Consider the following 20,482-nt stretch of genomic DNA (forward strand, 5'->3'; position numbering starts at 1 on the left):
ATTGTCGTGAGAAAAACAAAACGCGTTACCATCACTGATATTGCCGCGCTGGCGGGTGTCTCAAAAGCCACCGCCAGTCTGGTTCTCAATGGACGAGGTAAAGAGTTACGCGTGGCGCAGGAAACCCGTCAGCGTGTGCTTTCGCTTGCTCAACAGAACCACTATCAGCCGAGCATTCATGCCCGCCTGTTGCGCGAGGATCGCAGCCACACGCTCGGCCTGGTGGTCCCTGAGATAACCAACCACGGGTTTGCCGCCTTTTCTCATGAACTGGAAAACTTGTGTCGTGAGGCGGGCTTGCAGCTTCTTATCTCCTGTACCGATGAAAACGCCAGCCAGGAGTCGGTGGTGGTCAACAATCTGGTCTCCCGTCAGGTGGACGGGCTGATCGTCGCCTCCAGCATGCTCAACGACGCCGATTACCTGAAACTCAGCGAGCAACTGCCCGTTGTGTTGTTTGACCGCCATATGAATAGCACGCCGTTGCCGTTGGTTATCACCGATGCGGTGACACCCACCGCCGATCTGGTTGAACGTCTGGCCCGTGCGAATCCGGATGAAATCTACTTTTTAGGTGGGCAACCGCGACTGTCGCCAACCAAAGATCGTCTGGCGGGTTTCACGCAAGGGCTGGAGAGAGCAGGGGTGGCGCTGCGCCCTGAGTGGATTATTCACGGCAACTATCACCCCAGCAGCGGCTACGAAATGTTTGCCGCCCTGTGTGCGAAGCTGGGACGTCCGCCCAAAGCCCTGTTCACGGCGGCATGTGGCCTGCTTGAGGGGGTGTTGCGTTATATGAGTCAGCACCATTTACTGCAAAGTGATATTCACATTGCCAGCTTCGACGATCACTATCTCTATGATTCTCTCACCTTGAGTATTGATACCGTCGAGCAGAACATTCCGCGCCTGGCGTATGACTGTTTTGACCTCATCACCCAGTTGATTGAGGGCAATGAGCCGACCGAACAACAACGCATTTTGCCCGCCACACTGCGCCTGCGTAATGAACGTTTGAAAAACGCAGCGCCTGGTCAGGCTGGCTGATGTAACGGCAACGCGTGTCACCATTTTGATAACACAAGGGGAAGGGGCTTCCCCTTGTGTTCATCATTGCTGGCTGCCACGCACCATCGTCACGATCGCCTGCACCAGTTCATCCTTCGCCTGCTGCGCGCTGATTTTGCCAATCACTACCGCCCAGGATAACCCTTCTGCGGCACCGAGCATCGCCCATAGCGCGGGTGTTTGTAACGTATTGCCATTGCAGAAAGGGGTAAACAGCGTCCGGCATTTCTCGGTAAATGTCGTGGCGTACTCCTGACGGATTTGCTCCAGTTCCGGCGTGCCGCTGAGTGCGGCAATGACACTTGGCATTTCGCGCCCCGATAGCAGCACACACTCAATGTACGCATCGGCAATGACCGCTGCGAGCTTCTCCAGCACAGGTTCTGTCTGGCTAAGCTGTGCGTCCATACGTGCCGTCGAGCGAAGATCATATTCCCGATAAAGTGCGGCAAACAGGCCCGAACGGCTGGTGAAATGATCATAAACCACCGGTTTTGTGATCCCGGCGCGTTCTGCGAGATGGCCGAGTGTCAGGGCTTCTGTGCCTTCTTCCCGAATGATCTGCCAGGCCACCTCAATCAACTGGGTATAGCGTTCCTGCCGTGATAAACGCTGGCGTGTGCTCTGACTGCCCATCGTAAAAATTCTCCGTTGACATGCTTATATACCAAAGGTAAGTTACTATTTGGTAGGTTACCTTTGGTATATAGAGTACGTTTGCTTACGCCATCCCGCAACCAGGAGTCGCCAAATGCATGCTTTAATCGTCGTTTCTCACCCGGATTCACACTCTCTGAGCCACAGTGTCGCTGCCGCCATGGCGAAAGGGATTACCACTCATCCGCAACACACCGCAGAGATTGTCGATCTCACCGCCGAAGGCTTTAACCCGACCTTCACCGCGCAGGACTTTGCCGCGTTCAAGCTTACCGCACCTGTCCCGGCGGATATTGTGGCAGAGCAGGCTCGAATTGATAAGGCTGATGCGCTGGTGCTGGTGTTCCCGGTCTACTGGTGGTCAATGCCCGCACTGCTGAAAGGCTGGATTGACCGCGTGTTTACCAACGGTTGGGCTTATGAAGAGACCGCCGAAGGAGAGGTGGTGAAAAAACTGGGCCGCCTGCCGGTCCATATTATTGGCCTCGGCGCGGCAAGCCAGGGCGCCTATGACCGGCACGGCTTTACCGCCGCCTTTCACGCACAAATTGCCCACGGCATTTTTGATTACTGCGGTGCGCAGGTGAAAGCGTCTGAGCTGCTATTACTGCCGGAACTGGGAAGCGGGGAGGCGTATCTGGATAAAGCGTTGACGCTGGGGCATGCCGTTTTCGCATAGTTGTACGCTGTTTTGATACCGTCTCAAGGCCGTAGTTCACTCTGCTGCGGCCTTATGTTTGCTGCGAAAATATATGTTTTTAAATATGTTTATATTGTGGATGACCATCATTCCTATAACATTCAAGAATGTTATTTATTTTATTTTTTTACCGTTCAGACGAAATTTGCTGCGTTAATATTAATAAATGCACGTGCTGAATCGACGCGCACGTGGTTTTCTTGAGGATTGACATTGCAGAGGTAAATTATTCTTTCTATATTGACTTCTTTCCTTTTAGTGCTTAACTATTAATAGCCAATATTTTCCCATCCTGACATGCGTTGGTAACATAACCTGCTCATTATATTAAAAAGGCCTGCTTGTGATTCATTTCTGAGAATGTGTGGTCTGATAATTATCACAATACCAGTAAAACTTACCTAAGTTTGGGTTGTTTTTTCTTGTCTCTATTTAATCTTCCAGGTTAGTTGTTATTTAAGCCAGTCTAACATCGAAATTGTTTGATGCTGAAATATCAGATATTTTGGTGTGTTAATTCCTGTGCGCCAGGAAAGATTCATTTTTATATAACCTATTACTCTTCAATCAGTAAGGAGGAAAGTACCTTAATTTATTTTGCTCGGCTGTGAACGTCAGAATGTCATTCTAATTTCAAAAAAGGAACTACATGATGAGTACAGAACCGATTAAGATCGCGTTGAAAAAGAGTAGCGGACATTACGTTACTGTCGACAGTGGGGCTAATCTATTAGCGGCGACGAGTTCAACGTGTGGAAACAATGAAATTTTTCAGTTGGTTTACCAGCAAGACATGATCTTTGCTCTCCAGGCGTTTAATGGAAAGTATGTGACAATTAAGCCGGGCGAAAGTAATTCATTAGCCGCAATAAGTGACTCGGTGGGCGAAAACGAAAACTTTGAGATGTTCAACTGGCATTCAGATGAGCAAATCGTCCTGCTGGCAGCGAATAAGATGTATGTCGATATCAAGGCCGCAGGTGCTATTTTGCAGGCCAACTCTCTGAATCCAACGGACGATGATATCTTCGAAATTATTCCCCTTGATCAATCCGGCAATCCGCTCCCGCTCAACGAACCCGATACGCTTACAGAGCAACCTTCTGTACATGTGTTAAAAGCGGCTGCGGCAGGAAGCTCTCCTTCTGTGTTTACCGTCTGCTTTAGTGGCACCGCCTGTACTCGCGATGAAGGTGAGGTATCACGTCCTGGTAGTGATAAAAATATCTATTGTCCGAATACGGGTTATATTCCGGTACGGATCCACAAAGAGATCAGCGGCTCATTACAGGCCGTCACGCCGAGTATTTCTGTTCGTGGTGTAGGTGAGAATGACTGGGCGGTTCCCCGCAACGACAGTGAACCGCTGGTCTTTAATGGACCACTTGATGCAGATTCCAGCCTGCTTAACTATGTAAAAAGTTACTCAGGCGGCGACCAGTATTCTTATGCCACTCAGCTTGATGGCTGGTCAGCCCCGGCACTGGCTTTGCATGGCGCTAACATCGCATGCAAAAGTGGCAAACAGCAGTTTAATTTTATCGGACACAGTCGGGGAGCCGTTGAGTGCATCATGGCGGCCTGGTTTATCTATGCCTACGGTTCGGAGCAACTCAAAAAAATCCCCATCAATATTTTTGCGATCGATCCTGTTCCCGGGACTGGCCAGTGGTACAGCATGCTTACGCAGCTTCCCCCCAACGTGGTGAATTATGTCGGTGTCTATGCCTGGGATATGTGCATACAACCGGGTGATAAACCCTTTATGGCACTGGTCCCTCGTCCCAACGGGCTCATGACAGGAAAAGACAATACCGCCAAAATCTACAACTCAGTTTTATGGTGGGACAGATGGAAATACATCGCGGATAACGCGCAATTGACCGACCCTCTGGAGAAAGGCAATTATCCGCAACCCGTGGGCTATACGCTGTACGCCATACGCGGCAGGCACAGCACCGTCGCGGGAAATTACACCGCAGACGCAAAATATGATGCGGCAAACGTATCGGCTTCGGTCGCACCCGTACCTGAGCTTATCTACAAAATGGCACGCGGTTATCTCACTCAGTGGGGCACCGTTTTCCCGACGGCGAGCGCTGTAGGTGAAGATGTTGTTCCGCTTCGACAGGCTATCAACACTGACCACCGCGATTTCGACGCGATGGGCGGAGGAGAGACACGAACCAGCTCTCTTCCCTACCGACCATATGTGCGCAGAGTTTCTTCCATTTATGGAATCAACCCGGCAAATAGCTACTACATGGATAACGTTGTTGGCAACCCGCCTTATTCAATGGCCTACCCGGTCACGAATGAACGAACCGACGCCGGATGGGTTAAATGGACGTTTTTATAATTCAACGCCCAGCCAATTAACGGACATACCTGATTATCATTCACAGGAAAGATTATCATGAGCTATGCACTCAATATAGTGGGAAATCCGTCTTATCTGTCTGCGCCAAATAGCACGGTTTATAATTTTGGCACAGGTGACTTTACGCTTCAGTGCTGGGTAAAAACCCGCGCATCCGGCACCGTTATTTCACGCAAAGCAACCGAAGGCGGTGCCGGTAACGGTGGTTTTTTGCTGGTCATTAAACCTGGCGGTCTGATTAAACTCGCAACGGATAATGGATTTGGCTTCTATGAAATTAATACGGTTGCCACCCATATCAGTGATGGAAACTGGCATTTTTTAACGGGTGTTCGTCAGAACAGCCAGCTCTCTGTCTATGTAGATGGCACGCTAGTTTCATCAAGCCCAAAAAACAATATTACACCACCTGTCAACGTGAATAACGCCTTGCCACTGTACATTGGGGCCACGGCGCAACGACAAGAACAATATAATCAATTTAATGGCGAGCTCGATGAAGTTCGCGTCTGGAATATTGCACTATCCGCAGCGCAAATTAGCACGCAAATGAATCAACCGCTGACTGGCACGGAGCCAGGCCTGGTGACTTATTACACTTTCGCCGGACAGAATGCGACGGACCAGTCACCGAGCCATAATAATGCGAGCCCCGTTGGCGCTGTCGCATATTCCGCCCCCGGCGTTTTTTCCGGTGAGGATATGCCTTTTATCGACCGGGTTGAACAGGCCGTTAAAGGCTATTTCAATCAGTTAAGCGGCCCGTCGTATATTCGTATTATGGATACGCCCCATATCTGGGGAATGGATTTCGGGCGGGATATTATGACCCAGGCCCGTAATCGACAAAGGGATTTCTCCCGGGCCATTGATGAAATCATTCAAAAAACCAAATTTCGTTGTGATGTGTCCTCACTAAATAGTCCGGACCCGGACTGGCAGCGGGTGATTTTTGGCGCCATTGATACCTGTTTAACTCAACGCATGGGCAGAACTCAGCCGACACAGTTCCGCTTCTTTTTTGGCCAGACCCCCACCACGCCGGTTGGCGAACCGGCTAACTATACCGAGTTTAAAGCGGGGCTGATTCGCCTGATTCAGGAGCGCGGTAAAGAGTGGGAAGTGATGCCCGAGATCTGGATGGGGCGGTTCTATCGGCTCGGTGCCGGGATCATTTCGGCGATTCAGGCCAAAGTGTTTGGTAGCGCAGTGATTGGTGTCGACGACACGAAAATGACGTGGAACCACACCAAAATTATCAGCATGGATGGCACATCGGCACTGGTTGGCGGACATAACCTGAATATGGATCTGTTTCGCAGCTATCCTCCCGTGCACGATGTGTCGGTGGTTGTCCACGGCAAGCCTGCGCAGGGGTCGCAGCTTTTCCTAAATCAAATGTGGGTATGCGGCAAAGACCTGATTACCAAAGAGACGCTGAACGTAAGCAACCTGAGCTGGCAAAACAAGGATAGCGATCCCACATTACCTCGCGACCCCTTCGTGCAACCTGATGTTGCGGCTTATCTCGAGGGCCAGCAAAAAGCGATTATTGCCCTTCATAAGGGGGGCGTTCAGCCTGATGGCGGCGAACAGGGGGTAAACCATGAGGAATACGCCCCGGCGAGCCTGGACATTCGCGATCAGGATTTAAAAACGCTGCTGGATCTGAAACTTCCGGTCTTCCCGCTACGTGTAATCTATACGAAATATGCCGGATTTGAAGAGTACAAACTCGCCACGCGTAATCTGGTGCTGGGGAAATACTGGAATGGCCCTGACCCGGCAACGAGCTTTCAGAAAGCGGCAGAGATCATGAAAGAACAGCTCATCAAGCATGCCAAAAAGACTATTCGTATGTCGCAGATGGACCTGGTGAGCGCATGGAAGAAAAACTGGTCCGATCATAAAGTTTGTCAGTGGCTGCTGGAGGCGTTACTGAATAATACGGCATTACAGGTGCAAATTGTCGTTTCGCCGCTGGATGCCGGGGCTGGCGCGGCGGGCGATCAATATTCTTTTGGTTCTGGTGCCTCCCGAACATTCGAGCTGATGGAGTATTACATGACGCATGATGTCGCCACGGATGCGCCCATTAGCGACCCTGGCGGTATACGTGCTAATGCCCTGAAACGTCTGCATATCGCGCCGCTGTATTACACGGATAAAGTCCCGGCGAACAAAACGCAGGAGGGGGTGACTTACAAATGGCCGGATCTGAGCCCCGAAGGTTACACGGCAACCCTGAAACAGCCGCCGCTTTCCGTTGAGCCACCGGTGAAAGGTGTTATCGGCAGTGCCGCCTGGGCAGTGATCAACGCCAGTGGTTACATCTATTCCAAAGTGCCCTCGGCACCGGGCAACCACGCCAAGATTATGATTATCGATGACGAGGTGTATGTGGTCGGTTCCGATAATCTCTACCCAGGCTTCCTCTCGGAGATTGATTATCTTGTAGAAGGGAAGGATGCGGTCAGCCAGATGATCAATTCGTACTGGAACCCGCTGTGGCAATATTCCGGCCCCCACAGTATTTCGGGCTCAAGCGATATCTGCAGCAATTACCTCACGCTGATGGAACCGCTTGGGGTGAATGGCACGTTGATTTCCAGCAATCGGCAATATTTCGCCATCATGCAGGCCGATGGTAACCTCTGCGTTTATCAGGGCACACCCCATAATCAGGGTAAATATGTCTGGGGCAGTCAGAAAACGGGGCCGGGAGGACAGTTCTTTACAGTGGTGCAAGCCGACGGCAACCTCTGTACCTACTTTGGTACCATGGGTAACCAGGGGAAATACCTTTGGGGTACACAGCGGCTTGCCGACGGTGGCAAATTCTTCCTGATTATGCAGGATGACGGCAACCTGTGTGTCTATAAAGGAACCGGTCCGCAAGACCAGGGCGCATTTGTCTGGGGTTCGAAGAACTGAGTGTTGAATTGTCTCGCAAGAAAACTCAAACCCGCCCTCAGTTCATCAGGGCGGGTTTTTTAATGAGTCAGGTGCGCATGTAATGGCGTTAGCGTTACATCGTGTGTATTTAACGCTCAGAAAATGAGAGGGCAATTAACTATGCCAGTTTCACATAGCATTTCTGCTAAACGCGAAACGTTAAATTTACGCATCAAACCTGCGAAGCGGGAGCTAATTGATCGTGCCGCGAAAGCCAGAGGTAAGAACCGAACTGATTTCGTTCTTGACGTTGTCCGCGCAGGCTTCGCACGACTCAAGGAGTGAAGCTGCTCTTGGCAAAAACTGCCGCCCACATCGCAGGCGGCAGCGGCCATCAGAACAATACCGAGTAGTTCAGGCCGAAGGTACGACCGCGGCCTTTGTAGGTATACAGGTTCTCAGCACCGTAGGTTGGGCTATAGAGGCCCGGTGCGCGTTGTCCCCAGGCGGTGGTGTAATCTTCATCCAGCAGGTTTTCGACGCTAAAGCTCAGCTTGCCCACGGGCAGTACATAGCTGCCTAACAGGTCAACGGTGTTATAGCCATCGATGTGCTTACCGGCTTCGTCAGAGAGATCAAAGGTCTGGGTACTTTGCAGACGCAGTGTCCAGTCGCCCGGCGCCCAGGTGACCCATGCGCTCATTTTCGACGGGCTTGCACTGTCGACCGTCAGCTTTTGCCATTTCCCGTCAACGCGGGTTTGCGATTTAATGGCGTTAAAGTTCGCGCCGGTGCTCCACTCGCTATCAGTAAAGAAGTAATCCACCTGGCCTTCAACACCATAAATACGACGCTGGTCATCTTCAATATTGATGGTCATGTCGGTTTTATTGATGTTGATGGTTTTGTCAGAAAGTGAGTAGTAACCAGCAATTTGGGTGCGCAGATTATCCCCGGTGAAACGCCAGCCCAGCTCATACGCATCGACTTTGATACCGTCGAGTTTTGAGTCGTTGACGTTCACGCTGTTGACCAGACGATAGTGCCCATTACTCAACTGGTAGGTGCCGGAGCCGTAGTATTTCGCCAGATCCGGGATCTCAAAGCCTTGTGAGAAGTTAAACCACAACTGCTGGCGATCCGTCAGATGACCCAGAATGCCTGCGTTAAACAGCAGGTTGTTGTAATCGGTTTTCCCGCCCGGCACCGCGTCTGCTGAGGTGGCTCTGCCTGTGGCAATCGCCTGCTGCTGCGCGTAACCAATAAAGTCATCGACCCGGTTTTCTGTGTATTGATAGCGCACGCCGCCGCTCAGGGTGATAGCGGAGATGTCGTAGCTACTTTGCAGGAAAGGAGCGAGGTTGGTGATGCTGTAACCCGGATAACGCCCGACGTTCCAGGCGTTGTCCAGCTTCATGCCACCGCTGGCCGCCGCTTTGTTAAGGTCAAAAAATTGCTGGTTGGCGTCGAAAGTTTCATGTTCGGCATCCACGCCCCATGTCAGGGTTAAATCCTCCAGTGGCTTGCTATTGATGGTCAGCTTGCCGCCGTAGAAATCGGTTTTTTGCTGCGATGCGCCAATACTGGTCACCCGGCCGCCGGAGAGGGTAGGGAAGGGGTAGAACGTCAGGCTTTCATCACGGTAGTAAATCTGCGCGAGCAGGTCCTGGCCCCAGAAATCGGTGTTTGAATATTGCAGGTTGATCAGGTGGCGCTCGGTGCCCGGAATGCGGTCGGAGTCGAGGTTGTTTTTGTTGTATGCTTTGCCAGAACCGGTTACCGCCGAGAAGTTCTCGCCGAGGTACAGGCCGTGCTTACCGTCGGATTCACTTTTGTAATACTGAGTGGTGAGCTGCAACTGCTGATGAGCGTCGATATTCAGCGTACCGGTGCCCATAACATCCAGACGGTCTGAGTACTGCAGGCCGGTCTGGGTGTTATCGATATTGACCTCATTGCCTTTGCCGTCATACCAGCCGCCAAAGCGCTGATACGCCACCGACAGACGACCGGACGCATTGTCGTTGCCACCGCTGACCGCCGCCGCGACGTTTTCGTCATTATCGTTATGGCTGTTAAAGCCCGTCTTCATGCCGGTCTGAAACTCGACTTCTGTTTCCGGCTGGCCTTTTTTAGTCACGATATTGATCAAACCACCGGTACTGCCGCCGCCATAGAGGGAGGTTGCGCCGGAGATAACTTCAATGCGGGCGATATTAAATGGATCGATTGAATCAAGCTGGCGGCTGTCGCTGCGCGAGGAGTTTAAACGCACGCCGTCGACCATCACCATCATCGAACGACCACGCATATTCATACCGTAGTTGGTGCGGCCCTGGCTGCTGACATCCATACCGGGAATCAACTGCGCCAGCACCTCTTTGAACTCTTTACCGCCCTGAACCTGCTGTTCAATTTCTGCCTGTTCAATGACCCAGGTGGTCTGCGCCATGTCGGTAATGCTGTGATTCGCACGGCTGGCGGCCACCACCAGTGTCTCTTCTTTTTGACCTTCAGCTGCGGCATTAGCATTTAACATTATCAGTAAACAAGGACTTAACGTCCAAAAGTAACGAGGTTTCATTATTGTGGTAATCCTGATTAATCCAAAGGTACGGCGGCGTTGATTCTCCCGTGCCGCAAGCGCATCACCTTAGTGGTGATAGTGATTATCAAGATGATATGAATTATCGTTACCATGTAAACAGTTTATGTTAAAAAATATTTCCCTAATGGCATGATTTTTATGTGGTTTATGGTGCGGGAATGTGATGTTTGACGAGTCTTTAGAGTTAAAGGGGGGGAGCCCGGATAAGGCGCTTGCGCCGCCATCCGGGAAAGAGAGGGAATGCTCCCCCTAACACCGATTTTCTGCCTGAAGGAGGAGGGGAAACCAAAAGCAAAAACCCGCCTTGTGGGCAGGTTCTCTGAATAGCGGTGCCCGGACTCGGGAACATTTAATTACTTACCAATTTGATTTCTATCAAAAATTCTTGTGCTACTTATTGTCAAGACCCAGAGGGTGACCCTCATTTCCTCTTGAAAATCATAAAGGTGGATAAAGATAAGTAGAAAACCTTTCGGTTCGATACTCTGAGTCTATTCCTTCAAAATTTATCGTAATGACATCTGCGTTACGCGTGTTGTATACTTAATATCCACAGAAACACAGGAGGACAACACCATGCCAGCCGCAAACAGTATGGCGATGAAACGCGAAACTCTGAATCTGCGCATCAGGCCCGCCGAGCGTGATCTTATCGACCGGGCAGCGAAGGCCAGAGGGAAAAACCGCACTGACTTTGTGCTGGAAGCCGCCCGCGCTGCCGCTGAGGAAGCGTTGATTGAGCAACGCATCATTATGGCCGATCCGCAGGCTTATGAGGAGTTTCTGGCTCGTCTAGATCAGGCGCCTGCGCCTAACGCTGCACTGCGTAAAACTATGCAGACCCCTGCGCCGTGGGAGCAGGAAAAATGATCTCTGCTCCAGAACCGCTTCATACCGGGCATATTCTTACCCCGTTCTGTTGCGGCATGGATTCTATGGATAAGTGGCTCAAACAACGGGCGATGAAAAATCAGGTCACTGGCGCATCGCGTACCTTTGTATGTTGCGGCAGCGATTCTAACGTACAGGCGTATTACTCGCTGGCGTCCAGCGCGGTAACGACCAACACCGCCCCCGGTCGCTTTCGTCGCAATATGCCCGATCCGATCCCGGTGGTGGTGCTGGGACGTCTGGCTGTGGATCAATCACTGCACGGGCAGGGCGTCGGGCGGGCGCTGGTTCGCGACGCCGGGCTGCGGGTTATTCAGGTGGCGGAGACTATCGGCATTCGCGGGATGCTGGTGCACGCCCTGTCGGATGAAGCGCGGGAGTTTTACCTGCGGGTGGGGTTTGAGCCGTCGCCGATGGATCCGATGATGTTGATGGTGACGTTGGGGGATTTGGTGGAGAGTATTTAGCAGATATATTTCTACCATTCTGCATTAAATTCTATGCTTAGATAAAATTACTCAGGGAATAGAAATGTTGTATCGGGTTGATGAAATACTGGGATATTTGAATCGTTGCGAGCGCACTACATTAAATCAGGCCGATCCATTAGAGCTTCTAGCTAAAAGACTTTCTTTACGTGGGTTGATCGTTAGTTTTATTTTCCTACTGTTAATGTTACTCCCTCTTGGGATCTACACATTTTTTCCTGAGAAGCTATTCATCCTAGTGAGTAAATTTTTATTCATTTTGATGATGCTGAGTGGAATATTTACTTTATTAGTTGAGCCAGTACTGATGTTATTAGGTCTATTTAAATGGAAAACAATGACTTTGACTCGTTTTCTGAAGGAAGTTCAGGAAGATGAAGGGCATGTAGCAGCATTGAGCCGCTATGATGCAAATGAACTCCAGTACGCAGAATTTCAACTGATAAAAAAATTACCGCCAATGAAAATCGAGTCAAAGTCTTTTTTGGTGAGAAAACAGCGGTATTTGCGTTACTGGCATTTTCGGTTCTGTTTATGAAAGAACTTTTTGGATGGAATGTTAATTTTTCGTTTTTTCTCTGGGGGGACGGTTTTTCTGGCTATGCTGATATCTGGCTAGGGTTCGTCTGGGCATTAATTTTTGGCATGTCTCTTGGCGCAATTGCTTTAAAATTAGTGACTGAACGGTATAAATATCAGTTATCTCTACTTAAGCAGACGCTCTGGATTAAAACTCTTTAGTAAAGAACAGGCTGGGAACATCATGAATCAAAAGATACTTCTCAAAGGTACCAATGGGCTTCAAGATACTGCCCATCGGTGAGAAGTGATATAAAATACAAAAAATGTCAGTTATCACTCTGTTTTTTTGCATTCCATACCAAAGAACAGGGGGTACAGGTGTTCTAAAATGTCGGCAGGCAATGAAATCGAGTATAGTTAAACCTGCCTGTACCGCACTTGAATCTTTGAAAATATTATATCGCTCGTTTTCCCGTAGCTCATCTATTCTGTTCTTATAATCACTCATACTATCCGAAAATGTTATTGGTGCCTCGGTCTCACCAGTGAAGGATTGTGCCGGATGAAAGTAAAGATGTTTATAAAGGTCATTCGTTGGATGCCATAGCTGAGAGCATATTTTAGTATATGATTCTTTTATACCTGTTAATAATGAGCGATATCCTTTTTCCTTTTTCAGGATTACACACCATCCCATTAAGGTGGGAATCATCCAGGACATGCTTGTTGTTTTTTCTTTTAAATATGTATCGTCGCTATTGCATTCCATACTGATGAGATCGTCAATAGAGTTTGTTGATATTGGATGTTTGATCTTACCCAGCAATAGTGGACACGCGACTAAGTGAGTAAACTCTCAATCAGAGGTGACTCACATGACAAAGCCTGTATCGACTACCAAAAAGCCACGTAAGCAGCACACGCCTGAATTTCGTCACGAAGCCCTGAAACTGGCTGAACGCATTGGTGTGGCCGCAGCCGCCCGCGAGCTTAGCCTGTATGAATCACAGCTCTACAACTGGCAAAGCAAACAGCAAAATCAGCACTCTTCTTCTGAACGCGAACAAGAGATGTCCGCTGAGATAGCCCGTCTTAAGCGTCAACTGGCAGGACAAGCTGAGGAACTGGTCATTCTCCAAAAGGCCGCGACATACTTCGCGAAGCGCCTGAAATGAAGTATGTCTTCATCGAAAAACATCAGCCTGAGTTCAGTATCAAAGCCATGTGCCGTGTACTTCAGGTTGCCCGTAGCGGCTGGTACATCTGGCATCAGCGTCGTCATCAGATAAGCCGGCGTCAGCAGTTCCGTCTTGTCTGTGATAACGTGGTCCGGGAGGCATTCAGTGACGCAAAACAGCGCTATGGTGCGCCACGCCTGACGGATGAGCTTCGTGCTCAGGGACGGGTGTATAACATAAAAACCGTGGCGGCCAGCCTGCGTCGGCAGGGACTGCGGGCGAAAGCTTCGCGCCGGTTCAGCCCGGTCAGTTACCGTGAACATGGTCTGCCAGTCTCAGAGAATCTGCTGAAGCAGGACTTTTACGCCAGTGGCCCGAATCAGAAGTGGGTGGGTGACATCACGTATCTTCGTACCGGTGAAGGTCGGCTTTATCTGGCCGTGGTTATCGACCTGTGGTCGCGGTCAGTCACTGGCTGGTCGGATGACGGCACAACTTGCCTGCGATGCGTTACAGATGGCGTTGTGGCGGCGTAAACGTCCGGAAAATGTCATCGTGCATAGCGACCGCGGCGGTCAGTACTGTTCCATGGATTACCAGAGCTTACTGAAACGCCATAATTTACAGGGCAGTATGAGCGCCAGAGGCTGTTGTTACGACAATGCCTATGCGGAAAGCTTCTTCCACACGCTGAAGGTGTAATGTATCCACGGAGAGGAGTTTGCCAGCCGGGAAATAATGCGGACAGCAGTGTTTAATTATATTGAGTGCGATTACAACCGGTGGCGTCGTCACAGTGCCTGTGGCGGTCTCAGTCCGGAACAATTTGAAAACCAGAACCTCGCTTAGGGCTGTGTCCACATTACGTGGGTAGGATCAAAATGCCAATTCCCCCGCTTCCCCCGCGCTGTTGCATCATTATGAACAACTAGAAATGAGAGAAACCTTAACTGATCGTAGAAAGACCGTAGCTGGGGGACAAGAGATAGACGCGTTAGAGGGTATAGATATTTTTAAAAGCAAAGAACAACTAAGAAAACGACGAAGAATCCAGCAACCAAATAACGTGCTGCAACGATCAGAAATCTACCGTAGCGAAGAAAGGAAAAAGCCCCGCTTTTCAGCGAGGCCTTATAAATAGTGGTGCCCGGACTCGGAATCGAACCAAGGACACGGGGATTTTCAATCCCCGTGTTCAATTGTTAAATTCTATTGGCTGATGATCTTATTTTGTTAGACCGCATCCTGATTACTAATCAGGTGTGGAAATGCATTCAAATTCAATCGATTATACTGCCCGCGCGCATAAACCTCGGGTATTGCCTGTAGTATCAACCAAAGGTGGTGAAGGTAAATCTACTCAGTCCGCCAATCTGGCTGGTTTCCTTGCTGATGCAGGTATAAAAACTCTATTGCTCGATGGCGACCATGCTCAGCCAACTGCCAGTAGCATCTTTCCCCTTAGCTACGAAGCCCCGTGCGGTCTGTACGAGCTATTGATGCAGACAGCCGACCTTTCAAACCCTGACAATCTCATCTCTCGTACAACGATCGATAACCTGGATATTATCGTATCCAACGACCCCCGTAATTTTCTTCCTACAGCGATGTTAAATGCAGCTGATGGCCGCGTTCGGCTCCGTAATGCGCTCATGCATCCACTCTTTAGTCAATACGGTGTGATCATTATCGATTCGCAGGGATCACGCTCAGTAATGTCTGAGCTGATTATCTTGGCCTCATCGGGTGAAATGGTCGGAGTTGCAAAACCTATTCTCCCTGATGTCAGGGAGTTTATGCGCGGTACTGTAGCATTGATGGAAGAGCTGCTTCCGTACAGTGCATTTGGGATTCAGCTCCCCGAAACAAAACTGCTTATCAATTGCATGGACTACGACAATCTGTCGGTAGAAACACTTGAACAGGTCAAACAAATCGTTCAGGAAAAACGCTACAGCGTGCATGCCGACAAAATTCACATCGACCTCCTGAACACCTGCATTTATGACCTGACCATTTATGTTCATGGCCACGTAAAAGGTGTGCCGGTGCATCGTCTTGAAAAAAATACGAGCCGTAAAAGTGATTCTGCATTCGCCTCAATGTATCAACTGGCGACTGAATTATTCCCTGAGTGGAAGGACAAATTTGATGCATTAGCCAAAGCAGGTGAGGGGGCATAATGTCTGAGAATAAACACTCACCTGATGGTCTGTTTTCAAGAGATGCGGAGCAGTCGGTTCTCGGTGGCTTGATGTTGGATAATGAATGCTGGGATGAAGTTTTGCTGCTGGTCAGCAGTGATGATTTCTACTACGGCGTTCATCGAACAATCTTTCGAGAAATGGCTCGTCTTATCAACGCAGGTAAGCCGATTGACCTGATTACCCTCTCTGACAGCCTTGAAAATCAGAACGAAAAAGGCCTGGAGAAGTTTGGGGGCTTCGCTTATCTGGCCGAACTGTCTAAAAACACCCCCAGCGCTGCGAATATCGTCGCCTACTGTGAAATTGTGGCGAAGTACAGCCAGGCAAGACAGCTGGCCCGTATCGGCGCAGACATCATTGCAACTGTTACGAAACCCGGGGCAGATATTGCCCAAATTATGGAAGACGCCGAGCAGAAAATTACCCGACTTGCAGAACGCGCAGAGCCTCAACAGGCGCAGACACTTATCGACGGTATGACGAAGCTGCTGACCGAACTTGAACGCCGTTTCAGCATCCCGGACGGCATCACTGGTGCACCCACAGGTTTTGATCAATTTGATGAACTGACCAGTGGGTTGCAGGCGGGTGATCTTATTTTAATCGCTGCCCGTCCCTCTATGGGTAAAACAGCTTTTCTCCTCAGCCTTCTTCTTAATCACCTACTGAAAAAAGAGGATTCACGGGGCCAGTTCTTCAGCCTGGAGCAGCCTACAGAGCAAATCCTCATGCGCATGGTTTCCTCAGTGGGAAATGTGGACCTGACTCGCCTCAAGAGCGGCCAGATGGGTGATGAGGACTGGGCAAGGGTTTCTCATGCCTATAAAACCTTTGTTGAGCTGGAATCCCGTCTGATTATCGATGATTCCAGCGGCCTTACACCTTCCATGTTACGTATTCGAGCGCGTCGTAACGCACGCCGTTATGGCGCACCTTCCATCATTGGGATTGATTACCTGCAATTAATGCGAGCCCCGGATCAGGAAAACCGCACGCAGGAAATCTCTGAGATTTCCCGTTCCCTTAAAGCATTGGCAAAAGAGCTGGCTTGCCCGGTCGTTGCGCTTTCCCAGCTCAATCGGGCGCTTGAAAGCCGTCAGGATAAGCGCCCTAACAACGGCGATTTACGTGAATCCGGCGCGCTGGAACAGGATGCTGACCTGATCGTATTTATCTACCGGGATGAAGTTTACCACGCCGACAGTGAGGATAAGGGGCTTGCTGAAATCATCATCAGTAAGCAGCGTCAGGGACCACTCGGCACGATTAAGTTGCAGTTTGAAGGACGATACACGCGTTTTTCGCAGTTTGAATCATCTGCAAGGAGCCACGCATGAGCAATGTTCGTGATTTAGGTGCAGCCATGCTGATGCGGGGTAAATCTCCTCAAGTTGCCGTTCAGACTCCGGCAATACCCTTACCAGTCAATGAAATGGCGATGGTGCTGACACTCGACCAGCTACGCCCGAACCCTGACAACCCTCGTACTAGCCGTAACCCTCGCTATGACGAAATAAAATCGTCTATCAGGGCTCGTGGGATGGACTCAGTACCGAAAGTGACGCGCAACCCGGATTATCCGGATGTGTTCATCTTTAGTGATGGCGGGAACACTCGTTACCAGATTTTATGCGAACTCTGGCAAGAGACAGGAGATGAAGGTTTTTATCGCATTCATACCATCTTCAAACCTTGGCAGGGGCGGCTTAAGAGTCTCATTGGTCATCTGGCTGAGAACGAAGTTCGTGGTGATCTTAGCTATATAGAAAAAGCATTCGGGGTGCACAAAGCGAGGGTGATATGGGAGTCACAACTTGGGCGAACTGTCACGTTGCGTGAGCTTTCTGATTTGCTTAATCAGGAAGGGTATCCAATTGATAACTCTAGTATCAGCCGGATGGAAGATACGCTGAATTATATCTACCCTCATATGCCAAAGTTGCTTGAGTCCGGTATGAGCAGAGGACAAGTTATACCTCTGCTGGGATTGCGTTCATCTGCTAACAAAGTCTGGAAGTCTTTCTGTAATGATGTTAAGCCTGACTCAACTCTGGATGATGTTTTTGGTTCGGCTTGCTGTGCCTTTAATGAACCCGATAACTTTTCGCTGGAGCTTTTCCGTGATGAGTTCATCGGGCAGCTTCTAAACGCGCTCCCACACCCAAGCCTCAATTATGACCGTTGGCTGATTGAACTGGATCCGAAAGAGCAAAAACGCCGCGAGCAGTTTGGCGAGCCACCTCCCACACCTTTTCTCACTACGATGCCTGAGCGTGCCGCCAGCACAATTGCTCAAGGCAGCCCTGATCTCCCTGATTCAACAGTGTTGCCACCCGGGGACAGCATATCACAACCCAACGTTGGGTTACGTTCAGGCACCCTCCAGACGCCGTCTCGCCCCGAACCTGCACCTGCAAACGCAGAGGATTTAACACTTCCGGAGAGCAACAGTGTTAACACTGGCAGCACCTCCAAGGTAGAGATTCAGGATGATCTCTATGGCGGTAAGTCTGTCATTTCTGGCGCGCTTGAATCGGCTTTCCATGAAGTTGGTAAAGACGAAGGGCCTGTCAGTTCCATAGCGTTTGCAGCAACCGGACTGGAGCCGGTTACCGATATCTGGCATATCCCGTCGCTTCTGGATGACGTTGAGCATCTGCAGGACATGTCTTACCGACTGGCATTTGAACTGACCGAGGCAATGGGTTGTGTTGGCGGCGTTACCGAAGATAAATCTGCTGGCTCTGCGGGTTTTAGCGTTTCTGAAAGCAGTGGTGAGTTTGCTCTTTTCCTCGCAGGCATCTCAGGGCAGGTACCGAATCGTGAATTTAATCACTTCATGTTCTGCCTGAACTTCATCGGCTCTCAGTCGGTGGGCGATACGCCTGTTCTTGATGATGTGCATGTTGTTAAGGCGCTGCGGCTCATTCGTGTGATCCGCAGGTTGCGTGAGTTGCAGCGCGATGCTGCCAGGGGGGAGTAACTGATGTCTGAAGATCTGAATGATGAAATGGCACAGGCTAGTACGGCTCTGTTTATCCAGCGTGGCATTGATGCCGTTCGTGCAAAGGTGCACACCGGACAACCCTCCAGTACGGTTTGTGAGGGATGCGGCGCCCCCATCCCTCCGGGGCGTCAAAAAGCTGTTCCCGGGGTTACGCTGTGTGCAGGCTGCCAGGATGTTAAAGAACGCTACAGCCTTCATTTCTCCGGGACGCGGGGAGGTCATCATGCATGATGACCTTAAACTAATGCAACGTATCCAGCGCCTTATGGCTCTGGGGACTCGGAACAGCAATCAGCATGAAGCAGCACGTGCACTGGCGCTAGCCCAGCGCCTCATGCTCCGTCACAACTTGTCGGCTGAGATGCTGGCAGGTGCGGAGATTCGGGAGGCTGTTTGCTACAACCTTGTCAGTAATGCCAGCAAAGTACCCGCCTGGCTAAGTTCATTGGCCACTGTGGTTTGCATGGCCTCGGGATGCCGTTGCTGGTTTGGCTGGCACGTACATACGACAGCGGCAGGCCACCAACGGCAGCGGCGCTCTGTCCATTTTTATGGTTTCCGTGAGAGGCCGTCAGTCGCTCAGTATATTTTTACAGTCTTGCAACGTCAGTTGCGTATCAGTACAGAGCGACATATGGCTACTTATAAAGGGCGTAGGATTCTCCTCCGTACTCTACGTAGCCGAGCCGATCAGTTCCGCGAAGGCTGGGTTACTGGCGTCTGGCTGGTGCTTAAATCTTTTGCTCCCACCGGAGAAGAAAGTAGCGCTTTGCAGCACTGGCTCTCTCACCGTCTTAAAGACAATCCTACCATTGCACTTACTGTTCGTGAGGCCAAAGCCTGCCGGGGTGACCAGTCAGCACGCATTGCTGGATGGGTCTCCGGTAGCAACGCGGAAATTCATCACGGCCTGAATGGTGGCAGGGCGCTTGATTCGATTGGTTCTGGAGAGGCACATCATGACTAACGTTCTGTTATGGGGAGCCTGTTTGACAGGCTGGGTTGTGGATTTGTTTCTTGTTGCAGGCCAGATAAATACAGGAGGTTTACTGTGAGCCAGCTCAATTTACCCCAGGCAACTTTGACGATCCTTTCAGCACTGCTGCTGGATATTAAAGCCGGAAATGTGCGCCGCTGTGAATCCATCGGGATGTCCCTGGAAGAAATTCGCGCGCTGAGCCAGCTCAGTATTGATGAATTGCACTACCTCAATCAGTCGCATGTATCGGTGCTGGACTTCCAGATTAACCACGACAACTTCTGGCTGATGCTCAACCAGGCTCGTAACGAAGCGAAGCGGCTTCTGATGATCGATCGGACTCTTGAACTCGGTGGCAGCATGGAATTGCTGGATAAATATTTCGGTCTTTCACCCTCTGAGGTCAGCTCGCGCCGCCGTCTCATAGGGATTGAAACACGCCAGGGACGAACCCAGTCCCTGACGGAAGTCCAGGACAATGCCGTCTGGGAGCACTGGAAAGCCTCCGGACTGGATTCGCCGGATTCACATCAGGCGCTGGAAGTAATGATGCTGGCCAGTGAGCTGCATGATGTTTCACTGACAGCTGTCTGGACCAAAGTGTGCCTGTGGTGTCGTGAAGCACGTCAGTTGGAAGTGCACAAAAACGGTCGGAGGCCTAATGCAATTGTCTGATTTCAGCCACCGGCAACAGGTGTCTCCCGCCGTTCGTAGACAGGCGGGTAGACTCATGGAATCCCTTCGTGCTGGTCGAAAAGTCTTCTGCAGGTTAGAGCAAAACGGTTATCTAAAAATGAACGTGGGGCCATTCTGGCGGTTGCTTAGTAAGGATGGCGGCCATCAGTGGCTGCTCATGGATCACAAAACCTATAACCGCGAAATACGTAAGTAGGCAGCGACCA

17 protein-coding genes and 2 pseudogenes are annotated in these 20,482 nt (G+C 50.4%); 16 read left to right on the plus strand and 3 right to left on the minus strand.

The features are described from left to right. Positions 1-6: 6 nt before the first annotated feature. Positions 7-1,047 carry a substrate-binding domain-containing protein gene (locus MRY16398_RS03990; RefSeq protein ID WP_125123865.1) on the plus strand — a complete coding sequence of 347 codons (1,041 nt, stop codon included), beginning with the start codon at positions 7-9 and terminating at the stop codon, positions 1,045-1,047. A 63-nt stretch (positions 1,048-1,110) separates the two neighbouring features. On the opposite strand, the gene MRY16398_RS03995 is transcribed toward MRY16398_RS03990, so the two are convergent. Next, positions 1,111-1,704 (minus strand): TetR/AcrR family transcriptional regulator, encoded by a 594-nt coding sequence (locus MRY16398_RS03995; protein WP_125123866.1) that lies wholly within the window; start codon positions 1,702-1,704, stop codon positions 1,111-1,113. 115 nt (positions 1,705-1,819) lie between these two features. On the opposite strand from MRY16398_RS03995, the gene MRY16398_RS04000 reads away from it, so the two are divergent. The 4 genes and pseudogenes from MRY16398_RS04000 to MRY16398_RS04015 form a co-directional block, all read left to right on the plus strand. Next, the gene (locus MRY16398_RS04000; RefSeq protein ID WP_110295758.1) at positions 1,820-2,404 is read left to right on the plus strand and encodes an NAD(P)H-dependent oxidoreductase; all 585 of its coding nucleotides are present in this window, start codon (positions 1,820-1,822) and stop codon (positions 2,402-2,404) included. A gap of 670 nt (positions 2,405-3,074) precedes the next feature. Beyond that, positions 3,075-4,784, plus strand: coding sequence for a fascin domain-containing protein (locus MRY16398_RS04005; protein ID WP_125123867.1), 1,710 nt, complete (start codon positions 3,075-3,077; stop codon positions 4,782-4,784). Positions 4,785-4,841: 57 nt separating this feature from the next. Then, the gene (locus tag MRY16398_RS04010; protein ID WP_125123868.1) at positions 4,842-7,739 is read left to right on the plus strand and encodes a LamG-like jellyroll fold domain-containing protein; all 2,898 of its coding nucleotides are present in this window, start codon (positions 4,842-4,844) and stop codon (positions 7,737-7,739) included. 141 nt (positions 7,740-7,880) lie between these two features. Next, positions 7,881-8,021: pseudogene (locus MRY16398_RS04015) on the plus strand (type II toxin-antitoxin system TacA family antitoxin); the annotation flags it as partial. 73 nt (positions 8,022-8,094) lie between these two features. On the opposite strand, the gene MRY16398_RS04020 reads toward MRY16398_RS04015, so the two are convergent. After that, positions 8,095-10,284 carry a TonB-dependent siderophore receptor gene (locus MRY16398_RS04020; protein ID WP_125123869.1) on the minus strand — a complete coding sequence of 730 codons (2,190 nt, stop codon included), beginning with the start codon at positions 10,282-10,284 and terminating at the stop codon, positions 8,095-8,097. Positions 10,285-10,884: 600 nt separating this feature from the next. On the opposite strand from MRY16398_RS04020, the gene MRY16398_RS04025 reads away from it, so the two are divergent. From MRY16398_RS04025 to MRY16398_RS04035, 3 genes are all read left to right on the plus strand, one after another. Continuing rightward, a complete protein-coding gene (locus MRY16398_RS04025) occupies positions 10,885-11,178 on the plus strand; it encodes a type II toxin-antitoxin system TacA family antitoxin (protein WP_125123870.1) in 294 nt (97 codons plus the stop codon). Next, the gene (locus tag MRY16398_RS04030) at positions 11,175-11,666 is read left to right on the plus strand and encodes a GNAT family N-acetyltransferase (protein ID WP_125123871.1); all 492 of its coding nucleotides are present in this window, start codon (positions 11,175-11,177) and stop codon (positions 11,664-11,666) included. Before MRY16398_RS04025 ends, MRY16398_RS04030 begins: the two co-directional genes overlap by 4 nt. Positions 11,667-11,730: 64 nt before the next feature. Then, on the plus strand, positions 11,731-12,225 hold the full coding sequence (locus tag MRY16398_RS04035) for a hypothetical protein (protein WP_232034376.1): 495 nt from the start codon (positions 11,731-11,733) through the stop codon (positions 12,223-12,225). A gap of 189 nt (positions 12,226-12,414) precedes the next feature. On the opposite strand, the gene MRY16398_RS04040 is transcribed toward MRY16398_RS04035, so the two are convergent. Next, entirely contained in the window at positions 12,415-12,930 is a 516-nt protein-coding gene (locus MRY16398_RS04040; protein WP_125123872.1) for a hypothetical protein, read from the minus strand. Between the two features lie 154 nt (positions 12,931-13,084). Between MRY16398_RS04040 and MRY16398_RS04045 the strand changes: the two are divergent. The 8 genes and pseudogenes from MRY16398_RS04045 (at position 13,085) to MRY16398_RS31370 (ending at position 20,472) form a co-directional block, all read left to right on the plus strand. After that, positions 13,085-14,236, plus strand: a pseudogene (locus tag MRY16398_RS04045) (IS3 family transposase). Positions 14,237-14,655: 419 nt separating this feature from the next. Continuing rightward, positions 14,656-15,570 (plus strand): ParA family protein, encoded by a 915-nt coding sequence (locus tag MRY16398_RS04050; protein WP_125123873.1) that lies wholly within the window; start codon positions 14,656-14,658, stop codon positions 15,568-15,570. Beyond that, on the plus strand, positions 15,570-16,931 hold the full coding sequence (gene dnaB-PI / locus MRY16398_RS04055; protein ID WP_125123874.1) for an SPI-7-type island replicative DNA helicase: 1,362 nt from the start codon (positions 15,570-15,572) through the stop codon (positions 16,929-16,931). The genes MRY16398_RS04050 and dnaB-PI overlap by 1 nt, the downstream gene beginning before the upstream one ends. Further along, positions 16,928-18,577 carry a ParB family protein gene (locus MRY16398_RS04060; RefSeq protein WP_125123875.1) on the plus strand — a complete coding sequence of 550 codons (1,650 nt, stop codon included), beginning with the start codon at positions 16,928-16,930 and terminating at the stop codon, positions 18,575-18,577. Before dnaB-PI ends, MRY16398_RS04060 begins: the two co-directional genes overlap by 4 nt. A gap of 3 nt (positions 18,578-18,580) precedes the next feature. Continuing rightward, on the plus strand, positions 18,581-18,832 hold the full coding sequence (locus MRY16398_RS04065) for a TraR/DksA C4-type zinc finger protein (RefSeq protein WP_125123876.1): 252 nt from the start codon (positions 18,581-18,583) through the stop codon (positions 18,830-18,832). 13 nt (positions 18,833-18,845) lie between these two features. Further along, a complete protein-coding gene (locus MRY16398_RS04070) occupies positions 18,846-19,568 on the plus strand; it encodes a DUF7168 domain-containing protein (protein WP_458575210.1) in 723 nt (240 codons plus the stop codon). Positions 19,569-19,652: 84 nt separating this feature from the next. Beyond that, positions 19,653-20,255 carry a DUF2857 domain-containing protein gene (locus MRY16398_RS04075; RefSeq protein ID WP_125123878.1) on the plus strand — a complete coding sequence of 201 codons (603 nt, stop codon included), beginning with the start codon at positions 19,653-19,655 and terminating at the stop codon, positions 20,253-20,255. Next, positions 20,242-20,472, plus strand: a complete 231-nt coding sequence (locus MRY16398_RS31370; protein WP_125123879.1) for a ParE family toxin-like protein — start codon at positions 20,242-20,244, stop codon at positions 20,470-20,472. The genes MRY16398_RS04075 and MRY16398_RS31370 overlap by 14 nt, the downstream gene beginning before the upstream one ends. Positions 20,473-20,482 lie beyond the last annotated feature (10 nt).

The sequence above is a fragment of the Phytobacter sp. MRY16-398 genome, assembly GCF_003925915.1.
In the GTDB taxonomy this organism is placed as follows: domain Bacteria; phylum Pseudomonadota; class Gammaproteobacteria; order Enterobacterales; family Enterobacteriaceae; genus Phytobacter; species Phytobacter diazotrophicus.